22 protein-coding genes, 4 tRNA genes and 1 rRNA gene are annotated in these 23,716 nt (G+C 51.7%); all 27 read right to left on the reverse strand.

From position 1 onward, the window contains the following. Positions 1–10: 10 nt before the first annotated feature. The 27 genes from rpsC to rrf all read right to left on the reverse strand — a co-directional run bounded on the left by rpsC (position 11) and on the right by rrf (position 23,693). On the reverse strand, positions 11–712 hold the full coding sequence (rpsC, locus tag DFK18_RS09590; RefSeq protein ID WP_114418043.1) for a 30S ribosomal protein S3: 702 nt from the start codon (positions 710–712) through the stop codon (positions 11–13). Between the two features lie 11 nt (positions 713–723). Then, positions 724–1,056 (reverse strand): 50S ribosomal protein L22, encoded by a 333-nt coding sequence (gene rplV / locus DFK18_RS09595; RefSeq protein ID WP_114418044.1) that lies wholly within the window; start codon positions 1,054–1,056, stop codon positions 724–726. Between the two features lie 14 nt (positions 1,057–1,070). Beyond that, positions 1,071–1,346, reverse strand: a complete 276-nt coding sequence (gene rpsS / locus DFK18_RS09600; RefSeq protein ID WP_114418045.1) for a 30S ribosomal protein S19 — start codon at positions 1,344–1,346, stop codon at positions 1,071–1,073. Between the two features lie 19 nt (positions 1,347–1,365). Further along, the gene (rplB, locus tag DFK18_RS09605) at positions 1,366–2,190 is read right to left on the reverse strand and encodes a 50S ribosomal protein L2 (RefSeq protein WP_114418046.1); all 825 of its coding nucleotides are present in this window, start codon (positions 2,188–2,190) and stop codon (positions 1,366–1,368) included. Between the two features lie 16 nt (positions 2,191–2,206). After that, positions 2,207–2,503, reverse strand: a complete 297-nt coding sequence (rplW, locus tag DFK18_RS09610; protein WP_114418047.1) for a 50S ribosomal protein L23 — start codon at positions 2,501–2,503, stop codon at positions 2,207–2,209. Beyond that, complete coding sequence (gene rplD, locus DFK18_RS09615) at positions 2,500–3,105, reverse strand: 50S ribosomal protein L4 (RefSeq protein ID WP_114418048.1); 606 nt, start codon at positions 3,103–3,105, stop codon at positions 2,500–2,502. The genes rplW and rplD overlap by 4 nt, the downstream gene beginning before the upstream one ends. 14 nt (positions 3,106–3,119) lie before the next feature. Next, positions 3,120–3,761 carry a 50S ribosomal protein L3 gene (rplC, locus tag DFK18_RS09620; RefSeq protein WP_114418049.1) on the reverse strand — a complete coding sequence of 214 codons (642 nt, stop codon included), beginning with the start codon at positions 3,759–3,761 and terminating at the stop codon, positions 3,120–3,122. A gap of 120 nt (positions 3,762–3,881) precedes the next feature. Then, positions 3,882–4,193, reverse strand: a complete 312-nt coding sequence (gene rpsJ, locus DFK18_RS09625; protein ID WP_091964861.1) for a 30S ribosomal protein S10 — start codon at positions 4,191–4,193, stop codon at positions 3,882–3,884. Between the two features lie 172 nt (positions 4,194–4,365). Continuing rightward, positions 4,366–5,562 (reverse strand): elongation factor Tu, encoded by a 1,197-nt coding sequence (gene tuf / locus DFK18_RS09630; RefSeq protein WP_114418050.1) that lies wholly within the window; start codon positions 5,560–5,562, stop codon positions 4,366–4,368. A gap of 37 nt (positions 5,563–5,599) precedes the next feature. Beyond that, entirely contained in the window at positions 5,600–7,705 is a 2,106-nt protein-coding gene (gene fusA, locus DFK18_RS09635; protein WP_114418051.1) for an elongation factor G, read from the reverse strand. Positions 7,706–7,717: 12 nt separating this feature from the next. Beyond that, positions 7,718–8,188, reverse strand: coding sequence for a 30S ribosomal protein S7 (gene rpsG, locus DFK18_RS09640; RefSeq protein ID WP_114418052.1), 471 nt, complete (start codon positions 8,186–8,188; stop codon positions 7,718–7,720). 96 nt (positions 8,189–8,284) lie between these two features. Then, the gene (gene rpsL / locus DFK18_RS09645) at positions 8,285–8,656 is read right to left on the reverse strand and encodes a 30S ribosomal protein S12 (protein ID WP_114418053.1); all 372 of its coding nucleotides are present in this window, start codon (positions 8,654–8,656) and stop codon (positions 8,285–8,287) included. A 181-nt stretch (positions 8,657–8,837) separates the two neighbouring features. After that, positions 8,838–13,052 (reverse strand): DNA-directed RNA polymerase subunit beta', encoded by a 4,215-nt coding sequence (gene rpoC, locus DFK18_RS09650; RefSeq protein WP_114418054.1) that lies wholly within the window; start codon positions 13,050–13,052, stop codon positions 8,838–8,840. A 100-nt stretch (positions 13,053–13,152) separates the two neighbouring features. Then, complete coding sequence (rpoB, locus tag DFK18_RS09655; protein WP_114418055.1) at positions 13,153–17,232, reverse strand: DNA-directed RNA polymerase subunit beta; 4,080 nt, start codon at positions 17,230–17,232, stop codon at positions 13,153–13,155. A gap of 201 nt (positions 17,233–17,433) precedes the next feature. Next, positions 17,434–17,805 (reverse strand): 50S ribosomal protein L7/L12, encoded by a 372-nt coding sequence (rplL, locus tag DFK18_RS09660; protein WP_114418056.1) that lies wholly within the window; start codon positions 17,803–17,805, stop codon positions 17,434–17,436. Between the two features lie 57 nt (positions 17,806–17,862). Then, entirely contained in the window at positions 17,863–18,363 is a 501-nt protein-coding gene (gene rplJ / locus DFK18_RS09665) for a 50S ribosomal protein L10 (RefSeq protein ID WP_114418057.1), read from the reverse strand. Between the two features lie 197 nt (positions 18,364–18,560). Continuing rightward, on the reverse strand, positions 18,561–19,256 hold the full coding sequence (rplA, locus tag DFK18_RS09670) for a 50S ribosomal protein L1 (RefSeq protein WP_114418058.1): 696 nt from the start codon (positions 19,254–19,256) through the stop codon (positions 18,561–18,563). Next, the gene (rplK, locus tag DFK18_RS09675; RefSeq protein WP_114418059.1) at positions 19,257–19,688 is read right to left on the reverse strand and encodes a 50S ribosomal protein L11; all 432 of its coding nucleotides are present in this window, start codon (positions 19,686–19,688) and stop codon (positions 19,257–19,259) included. 67 nt (positions 19,689–19,755) lie between these two features. Next, a complete protein-coding gene (nusG, locus tag DFK18_RS09680; RefSeq protein ID WP_114418060.1) occupies positions 19,756–20,289 on the reverse strand; it encodes a transcription termination/antitermination protein NusG in 534 nt (177 codons plus the stop codon). 10 nt (positions 20,290–20,299) lie between these two features. Then, positions 20,300–20,668 (reverse strand): preprotein translocase subunit SecE, encoded by a 369-nt coding sequence (secE, locus tag DFK18_RS09685; protein ID WP_114418061.1) that lies wholly within the window; start codon positions 20,666–20,668, stop codon positions 20,300–20,302. 67 nt (positions 20,669–20,735) lie between these two features. Further along, positions 20,736–20,811 (reverse strand) — tRNA-Trp (locus tag DFK18_RS09690). A 50-nt stretch (positions 20,812–20,861) separates the two neighbouring features. Continuing rightward, positions 20,862–20,936, reverse strand: a tRNA-Thr gene (locus DFK18_RS09695). Between the two features lie 4 nt (positions 20,937–20,940). Next, a tRNA-Gly gene (locus DFK18_RS09700) sits at positions 20,941–21,014 on the reverse strand. Between the two features lie 16 nt (positions 21,015–21,030). Next, a tRNA-Tyr gene (locus DFK18_RS09705) sits at positions 21,031–21,114 on the reverse strand. An 86-nt stretch (positions 21,115–21,200) separates the two neighbouring features. After that, positions 21,201–22,022 (reverse strand): type III pantothenate kinase, encoded by an 822-nt coding sequence (locus tag DFK18_RS09710; RefSeq protein ID WP_114418062.1) that lies wholly within the window; start codon positions 22,020–22,022, stop codon positions 21,201–21,203. Continuing rightward, on the reverse strand, positions 22,019–23,002 hold the full coding sequence (locus DFK18_RS09715) for a biotin--[acetyl-CoA-carboxylase] ligase (protein WP_114418063.1): 984 nt from the start codon (positions 23,000–23,002) through the stop codon (positions 22,019–22,021). The genes DFK18_RS09710 and DFK18_RS09715 overlap by 4 nt, the downstream gene beginning before the upstream one ends. Before the next feature lie 575 nt (positions 23,003–23,577). Next, positions 23,578–23,693: ribosomal RNA gene (gene rrf / locus DFK18_RS09720) — 5S ribosomal RNA — on the reverse strand. Between the last annotated feature and the right edge of the window lie 23 nt (positions 23,694–23,716).

Here is a 23,716-nt window from a genome sequence, read left to right on the forward strand (position 1 = left end):
GACTATCCCCTTACTTGGAACCTTTCTTCTTAGGCGCCTGTTGCGGCTGCTGCTTGGCAGCGTTTGCACGCACCTCTTCGATCCCGCCCAGAATTTCGCCTTTAAAGATCCACACCTTCACACCGATGACACCATAGGTGGTGTGTGCTTCAGCAGTGGCGTAGTCGATATCAGCGCGCAGAGTGTGCAGAGGTACACGACCTTCGCGGTACCACTCGGAACGGGCAATCTCTGCACCACCGAGACGTCCACCGACCTGAATCTTGATGCCTTTGGCACCCAGACGCATGGCGTTCTGCACAGAGCGCTTCATGGCACGACGGAACATCACACGACGCTCCAGCTGGCCAGCAACACTTTGTGCCACCAGAGCTGCATCCAGCTCAGGCTTACGGACTTCTTCGATGTTGATGTGCACAGGCACACCCATCATGTCAGACACATCCTTGCGCAGGCGATCTACATCTTCACCTTTTTTGCCAATCACGATGCCGGGGCGGGCGGTGTGAATGGTGATGCGAGCGTTGTTAGCAGGACGCTCGATCTGAATGCGACTGACTGCAGCTTGCTTTAGACGAGCTTCGAGGAAGCTACGCACCTGCAAGTCATTGTTAAGCTTGTCGGCATAAGCCTGGCCTTCGGCATACCAAGTAGAGGTATGATCTTTTACGATGCCCAGGCGAATGCCGGTAGGATTGACTTTCTGACCCATCGGGTGACTCCTTACCGGTCTGCAACCTTGACGGTGATATGGCAAGTGCGCTTGAGAATGCGGTCAGCACGACCCTTGGCGCGTGGTTTAATACGCTTCATGGTCATACCTTCATCTACCATAATGGTAGAGACACGCAGCTCATCAATATCTGCACCTTCGTTATGCTCAGCGTTTGCAATTGCAGACTCGAGAACTTTCTTAACCAGCGTGGCAGCCTTTTTGGGGCTGAACGCAAGCAGGTTAAGTGCATCCGCAACCTTCTTGCCACGCACCTGATCAGCAACCAAGCGCGCCTTCTGTGCGGACAGACGGGCACCACGCAATTTAGCGGCGACTTCCATCATTACCTCCTGGATTAGCGCTTGGCTTTCTTGTCAGCTGCATGTCCGCGATAAGTACGGGTAGCAGCAAATTCACCCAGCTTGTGACCGACCATCTCTTCAGTGATGTAGACCGGTACATGCTGGCGTCCATTGTGGACAGCGATAGTAAGGCCGATCATGTCAGGAATGATCATTGAACGACGAGACCAAGTCTTAATTGGCTTCTTGTCATTGCCTTCGACCGCAACTTCCACTTTCTTCAACAGATGAAGGTCAATGAAAGGACCTTTCTTCAGTGAACGAGGCACAGCGGTATCCCCTTATTCGTTATTTCGCTTTACGGCGACGAACAATCAGATTGTTAGTACGCTTGTTTTTGCGAGTTTTGTAACCCTTGGTAGGTACACCCCAAGGCGTGGTTGGGTGTTTACCCATGTTACGTCCTTCACCACCACCATGGGGGTGATCAACTGGGTTCATGGCAGTACCACGAACAGTTGGACGTACGCCACGCCAGCGAGAAGCACCGGCCTTACCCAGTACACGCAGGCTGTGTTCAGAGTTGCTGACTTCGCCCAAAGTGGCGCGGCAGTCAACCAGAACCTTGCGGGTTTCACCAGAGCGCATACGCAGAGTAGCGTAAGCACCTTCACGGGCAACCAGCTGTGCGGAAGTACCGGCGGAACGTGCCATCTGGGCACCCTTGCCAGGCTTCAGCTCAATGCAGTGTACGGTAGAACCCAGCGGCATATTGCGCAGCGGCAGGGTGTTACCCACCTTGATTGGTGAATCCATACCCGACTGAATACGGTCACCAGTTGTCAGACCCTTGGGAGCGATGATGTAACGACGCTCGCCATCCAGGTACTTGATCAGCGCAATGTGTGCTGAGCGGTTAGGATCATATTCCAGACGCTCTACTACACCGGCAACACCATCTTTATTGCGCTTGAAGTCAACAATACGATAGTGCTGACGATGACCACCACCAATGTGGCGAGTGGTAATGCGTCCATTGTTGTTGCGGCCGCCAGACTTGCGCTTGGTATCCAGCAAGGGTGCGTAGGGGGCGCCCTTGTGCAGATCCTTATTCACCACCTTTACCAGGTGGCGGCGACCGGCTGAAGTCGGCTTAGCTTTCATAACTGCCATGATTCAACCCCTTGCCTTATTCCGCGTCAGCGAAATCGATCGCTTGACCTTCCGCCAGGCTGACATACGCCTTGCGGAAACCTTTGCGACGACCGAGACCATGAAGAGTGCGTCGGGTTTTGCCGTTATTGTTAACTACGTTAACGGCATCAACCTTGACATCAAACAGTTGCTCGACAGCCTTCTTGATTTCAGGCTTAGTCGCATCTGAAGCTACTTTAAATACATACTGATTTCTTTCGTCAGCTTGTACAGCAGCCTTCTCGGTCATATGTGGACCGAGCAGCACTTTGTATAGGCGCTCCTGGTTCATCCCAATTTCTCCTCGAACTGACGCAGGGCTGGCACAGTGACCAGCACGTTTTCGTAGGCGATCAGGCTTACAGGATCAGCAGCATTGGCTTCAATCACATCAACGTGCGGCAAGTTACGCGCTGCCAGGTAGAGATCGGAGTTCAATTCAGAAGTAACGATCAGTACCTTTTCCAGCTTCATCTCAGCAAGCTTGGTCGCCAGCAGTTTAGTCTTGGGAGCGTCTACTGAAAAATCTTCGACAGCCACCAAGCGATCCTGACGGGCCAGCTCGGAGAGAATGGAACGCATCGCAGAGCGATACATTTTCTTGTTCACTTTTTGTGAGTGATCTTGAAGGCGGGCCGCAAAAGTAACGCCACCTTTCCGCCAGATCGGAGAAGTCGCTGTACCGGCGCGAGCGCGGCCAGTACCTTTCTGACGCCAGGGCTTCTTACCACCGCCACTGACTTCAGCGCGATTCTTCTGTGCGCGGGTGCCTTGGCGAGCACCAGACATGTAGGCAACGACGACCTGGTGAACCAGGGCTTCGTTGAATTCTTTTCCAAAGGTCGCATCGGATACTTCGACAGTACCCTGAGCTCCGGCAAGATTCAGGTTCATGTGTCTCTATCCTCTTAGCTGCGAGCCTTGACCGCCGGACGAACCAGCACATCACTGCCAGTGGATCCAGGCACAGCGCCTTTTACCAACAGCAGGTTACGCTCTTCATCGACACGGACGATTTCCAGGGATTGCACGGTGACACGCTCGTTACCCATCTGACCGGCCATTTTCTTGCCTTTAAAGACACGACCAGGAGTCTGGTTCTGACCGATGGAGCCAGGAGCGCGGTGAGAGAGAGAGTTACCGTGGGTAGCATCCTGAGTACGGAAATTCCAGCGCTTAACAGCGCCCTGAAAACCCTTACCTTTGGATGTGCCGGTGACATCGATTGCCTGACCAGCTTCGAACAGGCTGACAGTCAGTTCAGCACCCACTTCAGGAGCTTCCTGACCCTCAGCGAGGGGGAATTCACGCAGAACACGGCCTGCCTCAACACCCGCCTTGGCAAAGTGACCTGCCTGGGCCTTAGTAAGGTGTTTGGCTTTGCGTGAGCCTGCAGTAACCTGAACAGCAGAGTAGCCATCAGCTTCAGGGCTACGTACCTGCGTTACTCGGTTAGGAGTCACTTCAATAACGGTGACTGGTACAGATGTACCGTCTTCGGTGAAAATGCGGGTCATGCCGCTTTTCTTACCGATCAAACCAAGAGCCATGTTTATGTCTCCTATCAGTGTACGGGGCTATCACCCGCTATGGCTGCCTTTTTCAGGGCATTCCACTATCTCAATTGTATTGCGTCTCGCGACGCGAACCACTTAGTGTCTCAGCAGGTATTAACCCAGGCTGATCTGAACATCAACACCAGCAGCCAGCTCAAGTTTCATCAAGGCATCAACTGTTTTTTCAGTTGGCTCGACGATATCCAGTACACGCTTGTGAGTACGGATCTCATACTGGTCACGGGCATCTTTATTTACGTGCGGAGAAATCAGCACAGTAAACTTTTCTTTGCGAGTCGGCAAAGGAATCGGACCCTTGATCTGAGCACCAGTGCGCTTGGCAGTTTCAACGATTTCCAGCGCGGACTGATCGATCAGTCGATGGTCAAACGATTTCAGCCGAATACGGATTTTCTGGTCTTGCATTATCCAATGCTCCGATACGGACTCTATGATGCAGACATCTGCACTGCACCTAAAAAAGGAGCAGCATTATAGTGCTGCGTTAAAGCTAATGTCAAATCTTGCCATCAAGATTTATACAACAAAGAGGGCCTCCTTGCGGAGGCCCTCTTCAGGTACCTAGTTGGTCACCAAATCACTCAATGATTTTGGCTACAACACCAGCACCTACAGTACGGCCGCCTTCACGAACAGCGAAACGCAGGCCTTCTTCCATCGCGATAGGAGCGATCAAAGTAACAACCAGCTTGACGTTGTCGCCAGGCATAACCATTTCAGTACCTTCTGGCAGTTCACAGCTTCCGGTTACGTCAGTAGTACGGAAGTAGAACTGAGGACGATAGCCCTTGAAGAAAGGAGTGTGGCGACCACCTTCGTCTTTGGACAGAACATAAACTTCTGACTCAAATACGGTGTGAGGAGTGATGGAGCCAGGCTTGGCCAGTACTTGACCACGCTGAACTTCGTCACGCTTGGTACCACGCAGCAGGGCACCGATGTTCTCACCAGCACGACCTTCGTCGAGCATTTTGCGGAACATTTCAACACCAGTACAGGTAGTCTTGGTGGTAGCTTCGATACCAACGATTTCGATTTCTTCGCCAGTTTTGATGATACCGCGCTCAACACGACCGGTAACAACAGTACCACGACCGGAGATAGAGAAAACGTCTTCGATAGGCATCAGGAACGGCTGGTCAACAGCACGCTCTGGCTCAGGGATGTAATCATCCAGGGCTTCTACCAGCTTCTTAACGGCAGTAGTACCCATTTCGTTGTCGTCTTTACCTTCCAGAGCCATCAGTGCAGAACCGATAACGATAGGCGTGTCATCACCTGGGAAGTCGTAGTCAGACAGAAGTTCACGAACTTCCATCTCAACCAGTTCCAGCAGCTCTTCATCGTCAACCATGTCAGCTTTGTTCAGGAAGACAACGATGTAAGGAACACCAACCTGGCGAGACAGCAGGATGTGCTCACGAGTCTGAGGCATGGGGCCATCAGCAGCGGAACAAACCAGGATAGCGCCGTCCATCTGAGCAGCACCAGTGATCATGTTCTTAACATAGTCAGCGTGGCCTGGGCAGTCTACGTGCGCGTAGTGACGAATTGGAGAATCGTACTCAACGTGAGAAGTAGCGATGGTGATACCACGCTCTTTTTCTTCAGGAGCGTTGTCGATACCGTCAAAAGCAACGGATGCACCAGAACCCCAAACTTCGTGACATACACGAGTCAGAGCAGCTGTCAGAGTGGTTTTACCATGGTCAACGTGACCGATGGTGCCAACGTTTACGTGCGGTTTACTACGTTCAAATTTTTCTTTAGCCACAACGATAACCTCTTCAGTTAACGGCAGAATTTAACAATTACTTTTGATTGATTACGGCTTCTACGATGCTGGACGGAGCTTCGGCGTACTCGGAGAACTCCATCGAGTAGCTAGCACGACCTTGGGTCGCAGAGCGCAGATCGGTTGCATAACCAAACATTTCGCCCAGCGGCACCTGAGCACGGATAATCTTGCCGGAAGGCACATCATCCATACCCTGCACCAGGCCACGACGGCGGTTAAGATCGCCCATGACGTCGCCCATGTACTCTTCAGGGGTAACCACTTCAACCTTCATCATAGGCTCAAGCAGCACTGCACCTGCTTTTTTGGCGCCTTCCTTGATTGCCATAGAGCCGGCAATCTTAAAGGCCATTTCGTTAGAGTCAACGTCGTGGTAGGAACCATCATAGAGGGTAACCTTAACGTCGATCATTGGGTAGCCAGCCAAGACACCGTTCTGCAGCTGCTCGTAACAGCCTTTATCTACAGAGCCGATATATTCGCGTGGAACTACACCACCAACGATTTCATTAACGAACTCATAGTCTTTCTCGCCATCTTCACCCTTATCGGTAAGAGGCTCGATGCGCAGCCAAACGTGACCATACTGACCACGACCACCAGACTGACGAACAAACTTGCCTTCTTGCTCAACTGTCTTGCGGATGGATTCGCGGTAGGCAACCTGAGGCTTACCGATGTTGGCTTCAACCTTGAATTCGCGCTTCATGCGGTCAACGATGATATCCAGGTGCAGCTCACCCATACCGGAGATGATGGTCTGACCGGACTCTTCATCAGTTTTAACGCGGAAAGATGGATCTTCCTGAGCCAGTTTGCCCAGTGCAATACTCATCTTCTCCTGGTCAGCCTTGGACTTGGGCTCAACAGCCACAGAGATAACCGGATCAGGGAATTCCATGCGCTCCAGAACGATCTTGTGATCTGGGTTACACAGGGTATCACCCGTGGTTACATCTTTCAGACCAACACAGGCCGCGATATCACCAGCACGTACTTCCTTGATCTCTTCACGGTTGTTGGCGTGCATCTGAACCAGACGACCAACACGCTCTTTCTTCTGGCTGACAGAGTTATAGACACCCTGGCCAGTTTCCAGAACACCGGAGTAAACACGGATGTACGTCAAAGTACCCACGAAGGGGTCAGTGGCGATTTTAAAGGCCAGCGCAGCAAACGGCTCTTTGTCATCAACCGGACGAGTGCCGATCTCACCGTTCTCCAGCTCACCCTCAATAGCACGAACTTCGTCAGGTGCAGGCAGGTATTCAACAACAGCGTCCAGCATTGCTTGAACACCCTTGTTCTTGAACGCAGAACCGCACATGGCCAGAACAATTTCGTTGGCCAGAACACGCTGACGCAGACCTGCTTTGATTTCTTCAGTAGACAGGTCACCTTCTTCCAGGTACTTGTCCATGAGTTCTTCATTAGCTTCTGCAGCGGCTTCCAGCATCTCTTCGCGATACTGTTCGGATTTCTCCTGCAGCTCAGCCGGAATGTCACGAAGTTCAAAGGTAGTACCCTTGTCTTCTTCATTCCAGTAGATAGCCTTCATGCGAATCAGGTCGATAACACCTTCAAATTCGTCTTCGGCACCGATTGGCAGCTGAATGGGAACAGGATTGGAAGCCAGGCGGGTTTTGATCTGACCAACAACGCGTTCGAAGTCCGCACCGGAACGGTCCATCTTGTTAACAAAAACAAGACGCGGTACTTCGTACTTGTTGGCCTGACGCCATACTGTTTCAGACTGAGGCTCAACACCTGAGGAGCCACAGAAAACAACTACGGCACCGTCCAGTACACGCAGGGAACGCTCTACCTCGATGGTAAAGTCAACGTGCCCAGGAGTATCGATGATGTTAACCCGATGTTCTTCAAACTGGTGGTCCATACCTTTCCAGAAGGTTGTTACAGCAGCGGAGGTGATGGTAATACCACGCTCCTGCTCCTGAGCCATCCAGTCAGTGGTGGATGCACCGTCGTGGGTCTCGCCCAGCTTGTGGTTTACACCGGTATAAAACAGAATCCGCTCGGTCGCAGTGGTTTTACCTGCGTCAACGTGAGCACAGATACCAATGTTGCGATAGCGTTTAATAGGGGTCTTACGTGCCACTTGGGGCCTCCCTTAGAAGCGGTAGTGAGAAAATGCTTTGTTGGCTTCGGCCATGCGGTGCACATCTTCACGCTTCTTAACGGCTGCACCTTTACCTTCAGCGGCATCCAGAATTTCACCCGCCAGGCGGAGATCCATGGATTTTTCACCGCGCTTGCGGGCAAAATCTACTAGCCAGCGCATGGCCAGTGCATTTCTGCGCGAAGGACGGACTTCAACGGGCACCTGGTAAGTGGCACCACCAACACGACGTGATTTTACTTCGACCAGCGGCTGAATGGTTTCCAAGGCTTTCTCGAAAACTTCCAGGGGATCATTCTTGGTGCGTTCTTCCACTTTGCTCAGCGCGCCATAGACAATACGCTCAGCAACGGATTTTTTGCCGCTTTCCATCACGTGGTTCATAAACTTGGCCAAACGCTCACTTCCGTACTTAGGATCTGGAAGTACTTCACGTTTTGCCGCAACTCTTCTTCTTGGCATGATAAGCCCTCTAAACGGTCTTCAGGTAACTCCAGGACACCAAATAAAATCTAACGGCCTGGCCTTACTCTTATCAGACACTTGTTAAAATAAATATTACTTAGGACGCTTGGCGCCGTATTTGGAACGACCTTGCTTACGATCCTGAACACCGGAGGTATCCAGAGCACCGCGTACGGTGTGATAGCGCACACCGGGAAGGTCTTTTACACGACCGCCGCGAATCAGAACAACCGAGTGCTCCTGAAGGTTGTGACCTTCACCGCCAATGTACGAAGAAACTTCGTAGCCATTGGTCAAACGCACACGACAGACTTTACGCAGTGCCGAGTTAGGTTTTTTAGGGGTAGTCGTGTAAACACGAGTACATACGCCACGTCTTTGCGGGCAGGCCTGAAGTGCAGGAACGTCACTCTTGGCTACTTTCCGCTTACGTGGCTTGCGAACCAACTGATTAACTGTTGCCATGCAAGCAAACTCCAATGTCTGTTTTAGCACCTTCTAGAGGTGCTGCAACTAGGCAGATTTCTGATATTACAAAATGGATAGACGCACCTATCCCCTCTTTTGAGGAAGCGCATTCTACGGTTACTCGGTAGACAAGGTCAAGACTTGCAGGGAATTTCCTGCAAATCTTGACTAATTACGCTTATTCCTCGTCCTGATCCAGTGCAGAAAGCTCACTGGTCAGGGCTGCTTCTACTTCACTGGCACTTGGACCAGCCAGCAGAGCTTCTTGCTCTTCACGGCGGCGCTTACGCTGCGCGTGATAAGTCAAACCTGTACCGGCAGGAATCAGACGTCCCACCACCACGTTTTCCTTCAGGCCGCGCAGGTAATCCTTCTTGCCAGTTACCGCTGCTTCGGTCAGAACGCGGGTTGTTTCCTGGAACGAGGCTGCGGAAATGAAGGATTCCGTCGCCAGCGAAGCCTTGGTTATACCCAGCAGCAAGCGGTTGAATTTAGCAGGGAACTTGTTCGCTGCATTCAGGCGATCGTTTTCTTCGATAACCTTGAAGTATTCAACCTGTTCACCACCAATAAAGCTGGAATCACCTGGCTCAGTGATCTCAACCTTACGCAGCATCTGGCGCACGATCACTTCAATGTGCTTATCATTGATGCCTACACCCTGGAGGCGGTAAACATCCTGAACCTCGGAAGTGATGTATTTGGCCAGCTCACTCACACCCAGCAGACGCAAAATGTCATGCGGGTTAGAAGGACCATCTGAGATGACTTCACCACGTTCGACCGTTTCACCTTCGAAGACGTTGATTTTACGCCACTTGGGAATGAGGGTTTCAACCGGATCACCACCATCATTGGGGGTGATAATGATCCGCTGCTTGCCTTTGGTTTCCTTGCCCAGCGAGATGGTACCGGTAATTTCTGCCAGTACGGAAGGCTCTTTGGGTTTACGCGCCTCAAAGAGGTCGGCAACGCGTGGCAGACCACCGGTGATATCTTTGTTACCACTGCTTTCCTGAGGAATACGGGCAATGATCTGACCCACTTTAACCTCAGAACGGTCTTCAATGGTGACCACCGCTTTACCTGGCATCATGTACTGAACAGGCGTCTGGCTACCTGGCAGGGTAATTTCCTTGCCATTTTCGTCCAACAGCAGAAGCATAGGACGCTTGTCCTTACCGGCTGCTGGACGGTGCTGGGTTTCGATAACCTCAATCGAAGAAAGACCGGTCAGCTCGTCGATATTACGGTTGATAGTGATGCCATCTTCCATATCGCTGAATTGAACCTGACCAGCCACTTCGGCAACGATCGGATGGGTGTGTGGATCCCACTTGGCGACTACCTGTCCGGCTTCAACCTGCTCGCCATCTTTGACGCTGATTTCAGCACCATAGGGTAGCTTGTAGAATTCGCGCTCACGACCCTGGGAATCGGCAACCGCCAAGGCACCGGAACGAGAAACGGCAACCAGCTTACCGTCTTCACGATCAACCACTTTGATGTTATGGAAGCGAATCTTACCGCCATGCTTGACCTGAACACTGTCGGTTGCAGAAGCACGCGAAGCCGCACCACCAATGTGGAAGGTACGCATGGTCAGCTGAGTACCCGGCTCACCGATGGACTGAGCAGCGATAACGCCCACTGCTTCACCTACGTTAACCTGGTGACCCCGTGCCAGATCACGGCCATAACACTTGGAACAAACGCCATAACGGGTGTCACAGGTGATCGCTGAACGAACGACGATCTCATCCACACTCAGGGTGTCCAGGCGGCTGCACCATTTTTCGTCGAGCAGCGTGCCCTTGGCAATGACAACTTCACCAGTGTCAGCACTCACGACATCGCGGGCTACCACGCGACCCAGAACACGCTGGGACAGAGGCACGATGATATCGCCACCCTCGATAATCGGGTGCATGGTCAGGCCTTCTTCGGTGCCACAATCTTCTTCAGTGACAACCAGATCCTGAGCCACATCCACCAGACGACGCGTCAGATAACCGGAGTTAGCTGTTTTCAGAGCGGTATCCGCCAAACCTTTACGCGCACCGTGAGTGGAGATGAAGTACTGGAGTACGTTCAGACCTTCACGGAAGTTGGCCACGATTGGCGTCTCGATGATGGAGCCATCAGGCTTGGCCATCAGACCCCGCATACCGGCCAGCTGACGGATCTGCGCAGCACTACCACGAGCGCCCGAGTCAGCCATGATAAAGACGCTGTTAAAGGAGTCTTGTTCGTGTTCGACACCCTTACGGTCAACGGCCTTCTCTTTGGAAATACCGGTCATCATCGCCTTGGCAACCTTATCGTTGGCCTTGGACCAGATGTCGATTACCTTGTTGTACTTCTCACCCTGGGTGACCAGACCGGACGCAAACTGCTGTTCGATCTGTTTGACTTCGGCTTCTGCATCAGCAACGATTTCCGCTTTCTCATCAGGAATAACAAAGTCGTTAACACCGATGGAACAGCCGGACCAGGTCGCATAACGGAAGCCGGTGTACATCAGCTGGTCGGCAAAAATGACGGTATCCTTCAGACCAACGCGGCGGTAGGCCTCATTGATCAGACGCGAAATCGCCTTCTTGTTCAGTGGCTGGTTAACCAGCTCAAAGGGCAGACCCTTGGGCAGAATGCGGAACAAGAGCGCACGACCAACCGTGGTATCGGCCAGGAAGGTACGACTCTGTGGCTCGCCTTCAATTTCTTTTACGGTTTCGTGGATACGAACCTTCACGCGCGCATGCAGGCTCAGGCTACCGGTATCGTAAGCACGTTCGGCTTCGTCCATACCACTGAGGATACGACCTTCACCTTCAGCACCGATTTTTTCACGGGTCATGTAGTAAAGACCCAGAACCACGTCCTGCGAAGGAACGATGATCGGCTCACCATTCGATGGAGACAGAACGTTGTTAGTGGACAGCATCAGGGCACGGGCTTCCAGCTGGGCTTCCAGCGTCAGAGGCACGTGAACCGCCATCTGGTCACCGTCAAAGTCGGCGTTGTAGGCCGCACAGACCAGAGGGTGGAGTTGAATGGCCTTACCTTCAATCAGTACCGGCTCAAATGCCTGGATGCCCAGACGGTGCAGCGTCGGTGCACGGTTCAACATAACCGGATGCTGACGGATAACTTCAGCGAGGATATCCCAGACTTCAGGCAACTCGCGTTCTACCATCTTCTTGGCCGCTTTAATGGTCGTGGCCAGACCACGAGCTTCCAGCTTGGCAAAAATAAACGGCTTGAACAGCTCCAGTGCCATCTTCTTGGGCAAACCACACTGGTGCAGACGCAGAGTCGGGCCCACAGTGATAACGGAACGGCCGGAATAGTCGACGCGCTTACCCAAGAGGTTCTGACGGAAACGACCCTGCTTACCCTTGATCATGTCGGCCAGGGATTTCAGAGGACGCTTGTTGCTGCCGGTAATAGCACGACCACGACGACCGTTATCCAGCAGGGCGTCGACTGCTTCCTGCAGCATCCGCTTTTCGTTGCGCACGATGATATCAGGAGCATTCAGCTCCAACAGACGCTTGAGGCGGTTGTTACGGTTGATCACGCGGCGATAGAGGTCGTTCAGATCGGAAGTCGCAAAACGACCACCGTCCAGAGGGACCAGAGGGCGCAGATCGGGTGGTAACACGGGCAGCACTTCCATTACCATCCAACCGGGCTGGTTGGAGGAATCACGGAAGGCTTCAAGAATCTTAAGACGCTTGGTCAGCTTCTTCATCTTGGTTTCAGAAGAAGTCTGAGGAATCTCTTCGCGAATGGTTTCGATCTCTTCATCCAGATCGATGTCATTCAAAAGAGCCTGGACAGCTTCGGCACCCATACGGGCATCAAAGTCATCACCAAATTCTTCCAGTGCTTCGAAATACTGTTCGTCATTGAGCAGCTGACCCTTTTCCAGGGTGGTCATGCCGGGGTCGATAACGATAAAGCTTTCGAAGTAGAGAACCCGCTCGATGTCACGCAGGGTCATGTCCATCATCAGACCGATGCGGGATGGCAGGGATTTCAGGAACCAAATATGAGCAACTGGAGAAGCCAGATCGATGTGACCCATACGCTCACGACGGACTTTCGCCTGGGTAACTTCTACACCACACTTCTCACAAATAATGCCACGGTGCTTCATGCGCTTGTACTTACCGCAGAGGCACTCATAGTCTTTAACTGGACCAAAAATCTTGGCGCAGAACAAGCCATCACGCTCAGGCTTGAACGTACGATAGTTGATCGTTTCTGGCTTCTTGACTTCACCAAAGGACCAGGAACGAATCATGTCCGGTGAAGCAAGGGAGATCTTAAGGGATTCAAATTCCTCAGGTTGTCCCTGAGTACGCAATACATTGACTAGGTCTTTCATCAGCCGCAGCTCCCGTTGGAGTTACGGCGGATCACTGGGATCCGCCGGCACTTTCTACTCTAGCCCCGCAAGGGGGTTCCCCGGATATCAGCCTGGGGTATTAATACTCCAGGTCGATATCGATCGCCAGAGAACGTATTTCTTTGATCAGAACGTTGAAGGATTCAGGCATGCCTGGCTCCATCTTGTGATTGCCGTCCACGATGTTCTTGTACATCTTGGTACGACCATTCACGTCGTCCGATTTAACTGTCAGCATTTCCTGCAAGCTGTGGGCAGCGCCGTAAGCTTCCAGTGCCCAGACTTCCATCTCACCGAAGCGCTGACCACCGAATTGGGCTTTACCACCCAGAGGCTGCTGGGTAACCAAGCTGTAGGAACCGGTGGAGCGCGCATGCATCTTGTCATCAACCAAGTGGTTTAGCTTCAGCATGTACATGTAGCCAACGGTTACCGGACGGTCAAACTTTTCACCGGTGCGGCCATCATAGAGGTCCATCTGACCACTACGCGGCAGACCTGCAAGCTCCAGCATGCCCTTGATTTCGTGCTCCTTGGCACCATCAAAGACCGGGGTAGCCATGGGCACGCCCTTCTTCAGGTTGTGAGCCAGCTCAATGACTTCTTCATCACTGAAGCTATCCAGCTCTTCCTTGTTCTTACCACCTAGCTGGTTATAAACCTGCTCAAGGAAACTGCGGATTTCACCAACCTGGGCTGCACGTTCCTGCATCAGCATTTCTTCGATGCGTTCACCCAGCCCCTTGGCTGCCAGACCCAGGTGAGTTTCCAGTACCTGACCTACGTTCATCCGTGAAGGTACACCCAGAGGGTTGAGGACCACATCAACAGGAATGCCTTTTTCGTTATAAGGCATATCTTCGACCGGCATGATCGCAGAGATAACACCCTTGTTACCGTGACGACCGGCCATCTTGTCACCAGGCTGGATGCGACGCTTAACTGCCACATAGACCTTGACGATCTTAAGTACGCCAGGTGCCAGGTCATCGCCCTGCTGAAGCTTGCGCTTCTTGTCTTCGAACTTCTCTTCCATGATGTTCTTGCGCTCTTCCAGCTGCTGCTGGGCCTGGGCAAGAAGTTCGTTCAGCGCTTCATCTTGCATGCGCAGCTTGAACCACTGGGCAGTCGGCAGACCATCCAGGTAGTCAGTGCTGACCTTATCGCCTTTGGACAGGTCTGGACCACCATTAACTGGCTGGCCATCCAGGGCATTACGCAGACGGGTAAAGGTAGCTTCTTCGGCGATCCGGTACTCTTCTTTCAGGTCCTTGCGTACTTCGTCCAGCTGCATCTGCTCAATCGACAGAGCACGCTTGTCTTTCTCCACGCCATCGCGGGTAAAGACCTGGACATCGATAACCGTACCCTTCATGCCGGTAGAAACCCGCAGGGAGGTGTCCTTAACATCAGACGCCTTTTCACCGAAGATGGCACGCAGCAGCTTCTCTTCAGGTGTTAGCTGAGTTTCACCCTTGGGCGTGACCTTACCGACCAGAATGTCACCGGGGCCTACTTCCGCGCCAATGTAAACAATGCCTGAATCGTCCAGCTTGGAGAGTGCAGACTCGCCCACGTTGGGAATATCCGAGGTAATCTCTTCAGAACCCAGCTTGGTATCACGGGATACACAGGTCAGTTCCTGAATATGAATAGTGGTGAAGCGATCTTCTTCAACCACGCGCTCGGATACCAGGATGGAGTCCTCGAAGTTGAAACCATTCCAAGGCATAAAGGCGATACGCATGTTCTGACCCAGGGCCAGTTCACCCATATCGACCGAAGGACCATCGGCCAGAATGTCGCCACGGCTGACAGTGTCGCCAGGCTTAACAATCGGACGCTGATTAATGCAAGTGTTCTGGTTGGAGCGGGTGTATTTGGTCAGGTTGTAAATATCAATACCTGCTTCACCGCCCACCAATTCATCTTCATTGATGCGTACGACAATGCGCGAGGCATCGACAGAATCGACAACACCGCCACGCAAGGCAACAGCGCAAACGCCGGAGTCGCGAGCCACGAAACGCTCCATGCCAGTACCCACTAACGGCTTATCTGCCTTAAGTGTAGGTACAGCCTGGCGCTGCATGTTGGAACCCATCAAAGCACGGTTAGCATCGTCATGCTCAAGGAAAGGAATCAGCGATGCCGCGACCGAAACCACCTGACGTGGAGATACATCCATCAGGGTAACCTGGTCAGGTGTTACAAAGGTGGTGTCGCCTTTATGACGTACCTGCACCAGGTCATCAACCAGCTCACCTTCATCATTCAGCTTGGCTGAAGCCTGAGCGATAACGAACTGTCCTTCCTCAATCGCGGAGAGATAAGCCACTTCATCCGTTACCTTGCCATCCACAACCTTACGGTAAGGCGTTTCCAGGAAACCATAGGAGTTAGTGCGCGAATAGGTAGCCAGCGAGTTGATCAGGCCGATATTGGGGCCTTCTGGCGTTTCGATTGGGCACACACGTCCATAGTGGGTCGGGTGTACGTCACGCACCTCAAAGCCAGCACGTTCACGAGTCAGACCACCAGGGCCCAAGGCAGAAACACGACGCTTGTGAGTTACCTCGGACAAGGGGTTGTTCTGATCCATAAACTGGGACAGCTGGCTGGAACCAAAGAATTCTTTGACCGCCGCGGCAACCGGTTTGGCGTTGATCAGATCCTGAGGCATCAGGCCTTCGCTTTCGGCCAGGGACAGACGCTCTTTAACTGCGCGCTCAACACGTACCAGGCCAACTCGGAACTGGTTTTCAGCCATTTCACCGACTGAACGTATACGGCGGTTACCCAGGTGATCGATATCATCCACATCACCCTTGCCATTCCGAATGTTCAGCAGCTCACGCATGACATCGATGATATCTTCATGTTCCAGAATTGCAGAACCGCGATCACCGTCACGACGCAGGCGGCGATTAAACTTCATCCGGCCTACGACAGATAGATCGTAACGATCTTCAGAGAAGAAAAGATTTTCAAACAGACTTTCTGCTGCTTCCTTGGTGGGTGGTTCACCAGGGCGCATCATGCGATAGATTTCTACCAGTGCTTCCAGCTGTGAACGCGTCGGATCCGCTTTAAGGGTATCCGACATGAAAGGACCGCAATCCAGATCATTGGTGTAGAGCGTTTCAAAACTGCTAATCTTGGCTTCTGCCAGCTTGGCCAGAACTTCGGTGTTGAGTTCAGTGTTACACTCGGCAATCAGCTCACCGGTACCTGGATCAACCATATCCTTGGCCAGAACCTTACCGAACAGATATTCAGCAGGAACTGCAAGTCGCGTAATACCCGCTTTTTCAATCTGACGAATATGCTTTTGGGTGATACGGCGATCTTTCTCGACAATAACCTTGCCGTCCTGATCACAGATTTCAAAAGATGACGTCTCACCACGCAGGCGGGAGGGCACCAGGTCCACGGCAAAGCCGTCTTTATCCATATAGAAGGTGCTGGTCTCGAAAAACATGTCGAGAATCTGCTCGGCAGAGTAGCCCAGAGCACGCAAAAGAATCGATGCAGGCAGCTTTCTGCGACGGTCGATACGGACAAAAACCATGTCCTTGGGATCAAATTCAAAATCCAGCCAGGAACCACGGTAGGGAATGATACGGGCAGAATAGAGAAGCTTCCCGGAAGAATGGGTTTTACCCCGGTCATGGTCAAAAAATACGCCGGGTGAACGGTGCAGCTGAGAGACAATAACCCTTTCAGTACCATTGATAACGAAGGTACCGTTTTCAGTCATGAGCGGCATTTCGCCCATGTATACTTCTTGTTCCTTGATGTCCTTAATCGCCTTGTTGGGCGAATCCTTGTCATAGATTACCAGACGTACTTTAACGCGCAGAGGTGCAGCGTAGGTCACACCACGCAGAATACACTCCTTAACGTCAAACGCCGGGGTTCCAAGACGGTAGCTTACATACTCAAGCGCTGCATTGCCTGAGTAGCTCTCGATAGGGAACACGGACTGAAATGCAGCATGCAAACCAGTTTCAGTACGCGTATCGCCATCCTTATCTTCTTGAAGGAACTGGCGATAGGAATCCAGCTGAATGGCCAGCAGGTAGGGAACATCCATTACCTGGGTCAGTTTACTGAAATCCTTGCGGATGCGTTTTTTCTCTGTGTACGAGTAAGCCATCAATTTTCCCCAGCTTGTTCACCAGAAACCAGACCGCAAGTGGTCACTACGCCTTCAGGGGGAGGCGCGCCCCAACTGCGATGCACCAGTCACGGTGAAACATGCAGTCATCTAATATTCAGCAGGCTTGAACAGAAAAAGGCCGGGGGCGCAAAGCGCCACCAGCCACTCAACTGTTGCAGCCGTAAGCTGCCACGCAAATTACTTGAGTTCCACCGTAGCACCGGCTTCTTCAAGTTTTGCCTTGGCTGCTTCAGCGTCTTCCTTGGAAGCGCCTTCTTTAACAGTTGCAGGTGCACCGTCTACCATGCCCTTGGCTTCTTTCAGGCCCAGGCCAGTGATTTCACGAACAGCTTTGATAACGTTAACCTTCTTGTCACCAGCGGAAGCCAGAACGATATCGAATTCAGTCTGTTCTTCAGCAGCTTCGCCGCCAGCAGCGGGACCACCGGCAACTACAGCAGCTGCAGCAGATACACCGAATTTCTCTTCCATTGCTTCGATCAGTTCAACTACTTCCATTACTGACATTTCAGCAACAGCGTTGATGATGTCGTCTTTGTTAAGTGCCATGTTAGCTCTACCTAATTTGATTTGAGTAATAACTCGTAAACAGGAATGAAGAAGGGATTAAGCCGCTTCTTCCTTTTGATCGCGCAGTGCCGCCAGGGTGCGTACCAGCTTGCCAGCCGAAGCTTCTTTCATAACAGACATCAGCTTGGCAATCGCTTCGTCGTAAGTTGGCAGACTTGCCAGACGATCGATATCTTTGGCTGGGATAATCTCACCCGCGTAGGCCATTGCCTTGACTTCAAATTCCTTCTGGTCTTTGCCGAAGTCCTTGAACAAACGGGCAGCAGCACCCGGATGGTCCATGGAAAAAGCAACCAGAGTTGGACCTACGAAGAACTCAGACAGCTCTTCATAAGGGGTGTCCGCAAAGGCGAAGCGAGCCAGGGTATTACGCACAACGCGCATATCCACCTGGTTTTCACGAGCCTGCTTACGCAGCTCGGTCATCGCAGCCACGGTGACACCACGAGAGTCAGCAACAACAACGGACTGAGCAGCTTTGGCAGCTTCGTTGACATCAGCAACAATAGCTTTTTTGTCTTTCAGACTAAGTGCCACTTTACTTGCTCCTATTTAAGAGAGGCTTTATAGCTCTCTACGGTTTCCAACCCTCCAGTAAACTGGAGTCGGTAATGATGGTTGGACCGACAATTTTGGCGGTCGCCATCTGCGCAGGAAATATTAAGCCATAGGCTCCTGCGGTCTTTGACGGTGATCCGGCTAGCAACACCAGCCGGATTCCGCAAAGTTACTTCTTAGAGGCTCAGGCTTGAAGTGTCAAGCGTAAGGCCTGGTCCCATCGTGCTGGACAGGGAAATCTTCTTAACATAAACCCCTTTAGAAGAAGCAGGCTTGAGCTTCTTGAGGTCTGCCAGCAGGGCTTCGATATTGCCACGCACTGCATCAGCGGCAAAATCGATCTTGCCAACGCCAGCATGGATAATACCGTTTTTGTCAGTACGGAAACGAACCTGACCGGCTTTAGCATTTTTAACCGCTGTGGCCACATCTGGAGTTACTGTGCCAACTTTAGGGTTAGGCATGAGGCCACGTGGACCCAGGATCTGGCCCAGCTGACCCACAACGCGCATAGCGTCGGGCGCTGCAACGACTACGTCAAAGTTCAGCTCGCCTTTCTTAACGGTTTCAGCCAGGTCTTCCATACCCACGATGTCTGCACCAGCTTCTTTGGCAGCATCAGCAGCAGCACCCTGAGCAAAAACAGCAACACGTACGTCTTTACCGGTACCATTGGGCAAAACTGTAGCGCCACGTACAACCTGATCGGATTTACGCGGATCTACGCCCAGATTTACCGCCAGCTCAAAGGTTTCCTTGAACTTAACTGCAGGCAGAGAAGACAGCAGTTCAACAGCTTCTTCCAGGGTGTAAGCCTTGTTCGCATCTACTTTTTCAGCAATCAGCTTTTGGCGTTTAGTTAGCTTGGCCATTTACACACCCTCCGAATCAATACCCATACTGCGCGCGGTGCCAGCAATTGTACGTACCGCTGCATCCATATCGGCAGCAGTCAGGTCAGGGTCTTTCATCTTGGCAATTTCTTCCAGCTGTTCGCGGGTAATTTTGCCAACCTTGTTCTTGTTAGGCTCTGCAGAACCAGACTTCAGACCCAGGGCCTTCTTCAGCAGGATAGAAGCAGGTGGTGTCTTGGTGACAAAAGTGAAGCTACGGTCGCTGTATACAGTAATAACAACAGGAATCGGCAGACCAGCTTCGACTTCTTGAGTCTCGGCATTAAAAGCCTTACAGAATTCCATGATATTAACGCCGTGCTGACCCAGTGCTGGACCAACGGGGGGGCTTGGATTAGCCTTACCAGCTCCAACTTGCAGCTTGATATAGGCCTGTACTTTCTTAGCCATGTTTACTCCTAGTGGGTTTAGCGCCTTGCGGCTTCCCGTTTATTAAACTACCTAAAAGGCAGCTGTTTTAATCTTTTTCGACCTGGCCAAAATCCAGTTCGACTGGTGTGGCGCGGCCAAAAATAAGAACCGACACATGCAGTCGACTCTTTTCGTAATTCACTTCTTCGACCACACCATTGAAATCGGCAAAAGGACCATCCAGCACGCGAACCACTTCACCGGGTTCAAACATCGTGCGGGGGCGTGGCTTATCACTACCATCCTGAACTCGCTGAAGAATCTGATCGGCTTCCTTGCTAGTGATAGGAGCCGGCTTTTCAGGAGTGCCGCCAATAAAGCCAAGCACCTTGGGCGTCTCTTTCACCAGGTGCCAGCTATCATCGTTCATATCCATTTCTACCAGGACATAGCCGGGATAGAATTTACGCTCGCTCTTGCGCTTTTTGCCATCGCGCATCTCCACAACTTCTTCGGTAGGAACGAGAATTTGCCCAAAGAGATCTTCCATCTCTTTGAGCTTTACTCTTTCCTGGAGCGATCGCATAACCTGCTTTTCAAAGCCAGAATAAGCGTGCACAACATACCAACGCTTGGCCATAAAGCTTCTCCTACTGAATCAGGCTTTGAATTATCCAGCCCAAGAATGTGTCTATGAGCCAAAGTAGCAGCGCAACCAGGGCGACAGCAGCGAGAACAATCAAGGTTGTCTGCATTGTCTCCGGACGGGTCGGCCAAACGACCTTACGAATCTCGGTACGAGCTTCGCGCGCCATCACCAAGAAGTTCTGACCCTTGCCGGTTTGAGTAAAAACCAGACCAGCCAGCGCCAAAAACACAACAACGCCAACTGCTCGGTATAGCAGTGGCGCCTCATCAAAATACATATTCCCCAGCACTGCAGCTGAAACCAGCAGCACTACAAGTGCCCATTTCAAACCATCCAGGCGAGCTGGCTGAGCCTCGGCTTTTGCTTTCATCAGAGAATCAACTCCTTACGGCAGCGCTTATAATTTGGAAATCGTTTCAGACCAACCTGGGGGAGATTGGCAGGCCAGGAGGGAATCGAACCCCCAACCTGCGGTTTTGGAGACCGCTGCTCTGCCAATTGAGCTACTGGCCTAAACTTGGCATTTACTTGCTTGGCACTCACGAAACGAAAATACTGGATCGTGGAGCTCATGGGCGGATTTGAACCGCCGACCTCACCCTTACCAAGGGTGTGCTCTACCCCTGAGCTACATGAGCAAACTGGAGCGGGCAGCGGGAATCGAACCCGCGTCATCAGCTTGGAAGGCTGAGGTTCTACCATTAAACTATGCCCGCTTGCCCGGCAGAAAACTGGTGGAGGGGGAAGGATTCGAACCTTCGAAGCTCGCGCGGCAGATTTACAGTCTGCTCCCTTTGACCACTCGGGAACCCCTCCAGCGAGGCGATAAATTATATTCAAATTTTCGCCTGTGTCAAGGAAAGAATTTATTGCTTGGCCTCTCCTCAACAACGGGCGCAACTTTAACAGTTAGCTGATGATTCAGCAAGGTTTTTTTCAAAAATTCCTTCAGGAATGCCGCTTAGAGTACCTGACTTTTCGTGGGCGGTAACTGGAAACATCAGCTCCAGCCCGGCATAGACCATATCAGGCCAACAGAAGGGTTTTTGATCCAGCCCTCCTGATACCAAGAATGCATCACCACCGGTCAGAATCAGTGGATAACCTTGCCCATGCGTTGCAGACAATTGCTCGTAGGCCATGTTGATCTGGCCGATTGCAGCAAGATAAATTCCATGGCTTACGGCCTCATGAGTGGAAAGCCCTGGCGTGGTCAAGCCCTGATGATCTTCATCTGGATTGACAGGGACATTTCTAGTCCCCAGCTTCAGGCTTTCTTTCATCAATCGAATACCTGGAGCAATAAAACCACCCAGATGCTCGCCACTGGGAAGCACAAAATCAATCGTAATGGCACTGCCGCAGTCAACAACACAGCAACCTCCTGCAACATGAAAACCGGCCAGGAGGCCCAGCCAGCGATCAACGCCCAGCTTACTCGGTTCTTGATAGGCGTTGCGTACACCCGAAAATCGCTCGGATGAACGTGCAATATGCAGGGGCACACGATAGCGACGGGCAATACGTTCTACCTCACCTAATACCTCTTTACCACCCACATTGGAAACGCGCATCACCTTAATATCGCGAAAGTCTGGAATTTCATCTGAATCTTCCCAGCGATCACGGGTCCAGATGGAGCCACGATCTAGTATCCGGCTGCTGGTGACGCATTTCAGGCGCCACTTGGTCAGAGTGTTGCCAATATCAAGATCGAGTATCATGCTTTCAGCCTCACACTAATCTCTCCCGAATTAAGGTGTTTTTCACTACCATCCTCGAGAGTGACTCGTAATTCGCCCTGGTCGTTCACACCATGCAAAGTAACCGCCTCTTTATGCTCACCAGCTATCACCCACCCAGGCTTATTATCCCATAGGTGCGCTTCATTCCAGGCCGCTTGCCAGGGCTGGAAGCCATCATTGGCAAAGCGTGTAAGAACGTTAGCAACCGCTAAATTCATGGCAACGACCAAGTCATTGCGGCTCGGTAAAAGACTGCCTAAATCGCTCAAAAAACTGGCAGGCTGATCAATACATTCTGCGTCCAGTTGCTGGGGACGGTAGACATTGACCCCAAATCCGACTACTAGCTGACAAGGACCGGATAGATCACCACTGATCTCAATCAAAACCCCAATCAACTTAGCATCTTGTAGATAGAGGTCATTGGGCCATTTTAAGCCAATACCCTGGATGCCCAGGCCTTCAAGAGCATTCTTTAACGCAACAGCAATCGCAAGACTCATCCCCTGGAGCTCTTGTGCTGACCCCTCAAATTGCCAGCCAAGACTACAGCTTAGAGAATAGCCAAAAGGACTGAACCAACTCTTTCCACGACGCCCTTTTCCCGAGCTTTGCATTTCGGCGACGGCCAAAGACTTATGGATAGGCTCACCTGAATTGACTCTATCCAACAGAAATGTATTGGTTGAGGTAATGACGGGCTCAAAAAATAACTCGCAACCGTTCAAGCCTTCTGAAGACTGCAAAGCTTGTTCGAGGTAGCCAGGGTCAAGCAAATCCAGCGGGGCAGAAAGACTGTAGCCCTTTTGCTTATCGCTGCGGTAAGTCAGGCCTAATTCAGGAAGTTTCTGAATCTGCTTCCAGATGGCAGTTCTGCTGATACCCAGTTTCTGGCCGAGTTCAGTGCCAGAATGAGGCTGACCATCACTGAGCAACTTTACAAGTGGATATAAATTCATAGGCACTCCAATAGAAGCAGCAATTCTATCTGTTTAAGATCCAGGATGTAATTGCCCAACGACGTTTACGCACTAACTTCTTCTAATAAAAGGTATAGAGCAGCTTCAATAATCCAAGAATTTGTTTTCAAAACTCGACGAAGGGTCTCTACGCCTCCTAGCACTCTCTCCTTCCTAATTTGAAGTCTTAACGTTGGAACTGTTTTTAGTTAATAAGCCTGATGGGTGGTCCAGGAGCTTTGTAGTGCGTCTTTTGCTTTTGAGAAATTCTTGCCTCTTTTAAATACCCCAAACTCACGCATAATTGCACTCTGAAATCTCAGGCAACTATAACCCCTCGCAGGAGTAGTCTTTTAGGCATAAAAAAACCCCTTGAGCAGTGCTCAAGGGGTTTAGTAGAGGTGCCTGACGATGACCTACTTTATTCGCACCGTCCCTGGCGCTCACCCTTCGGGCCGTCCTTCGGCCGTTCTGATGCGTTCCCGACGCATCAGTCACCTGGGCAGGTTCAAGTAGTTCTTTTCAGCATAAAAAATCCCCCTGACTCATGGAGTCAGAGGGATTATCTTATAGGTGCCTGACGATGTCCTACTTTCACATGGGGAGGCCCCACACTATCATCGGCGCTGAGTGGTTTCACTACTGAGTTCGGCAAGGGATCAGGTGGTTCCCACTCGCTAAGGTCGTCAGGCGTAACGGGTTGGAAGCTGGCTT

The sequence above is a fragment of the Marinospirillum perlucidum genome, from assembly GCF_003336805.1.
In the GTDB taxonomy this organism is placed as follows: domain Bacteria; phylum Pseudomonadota; class Gammaproteobacteria; order Pseudomonadales; family Halomonadaceae; genus Marinospirillum; species Marinospirillum perlucidum.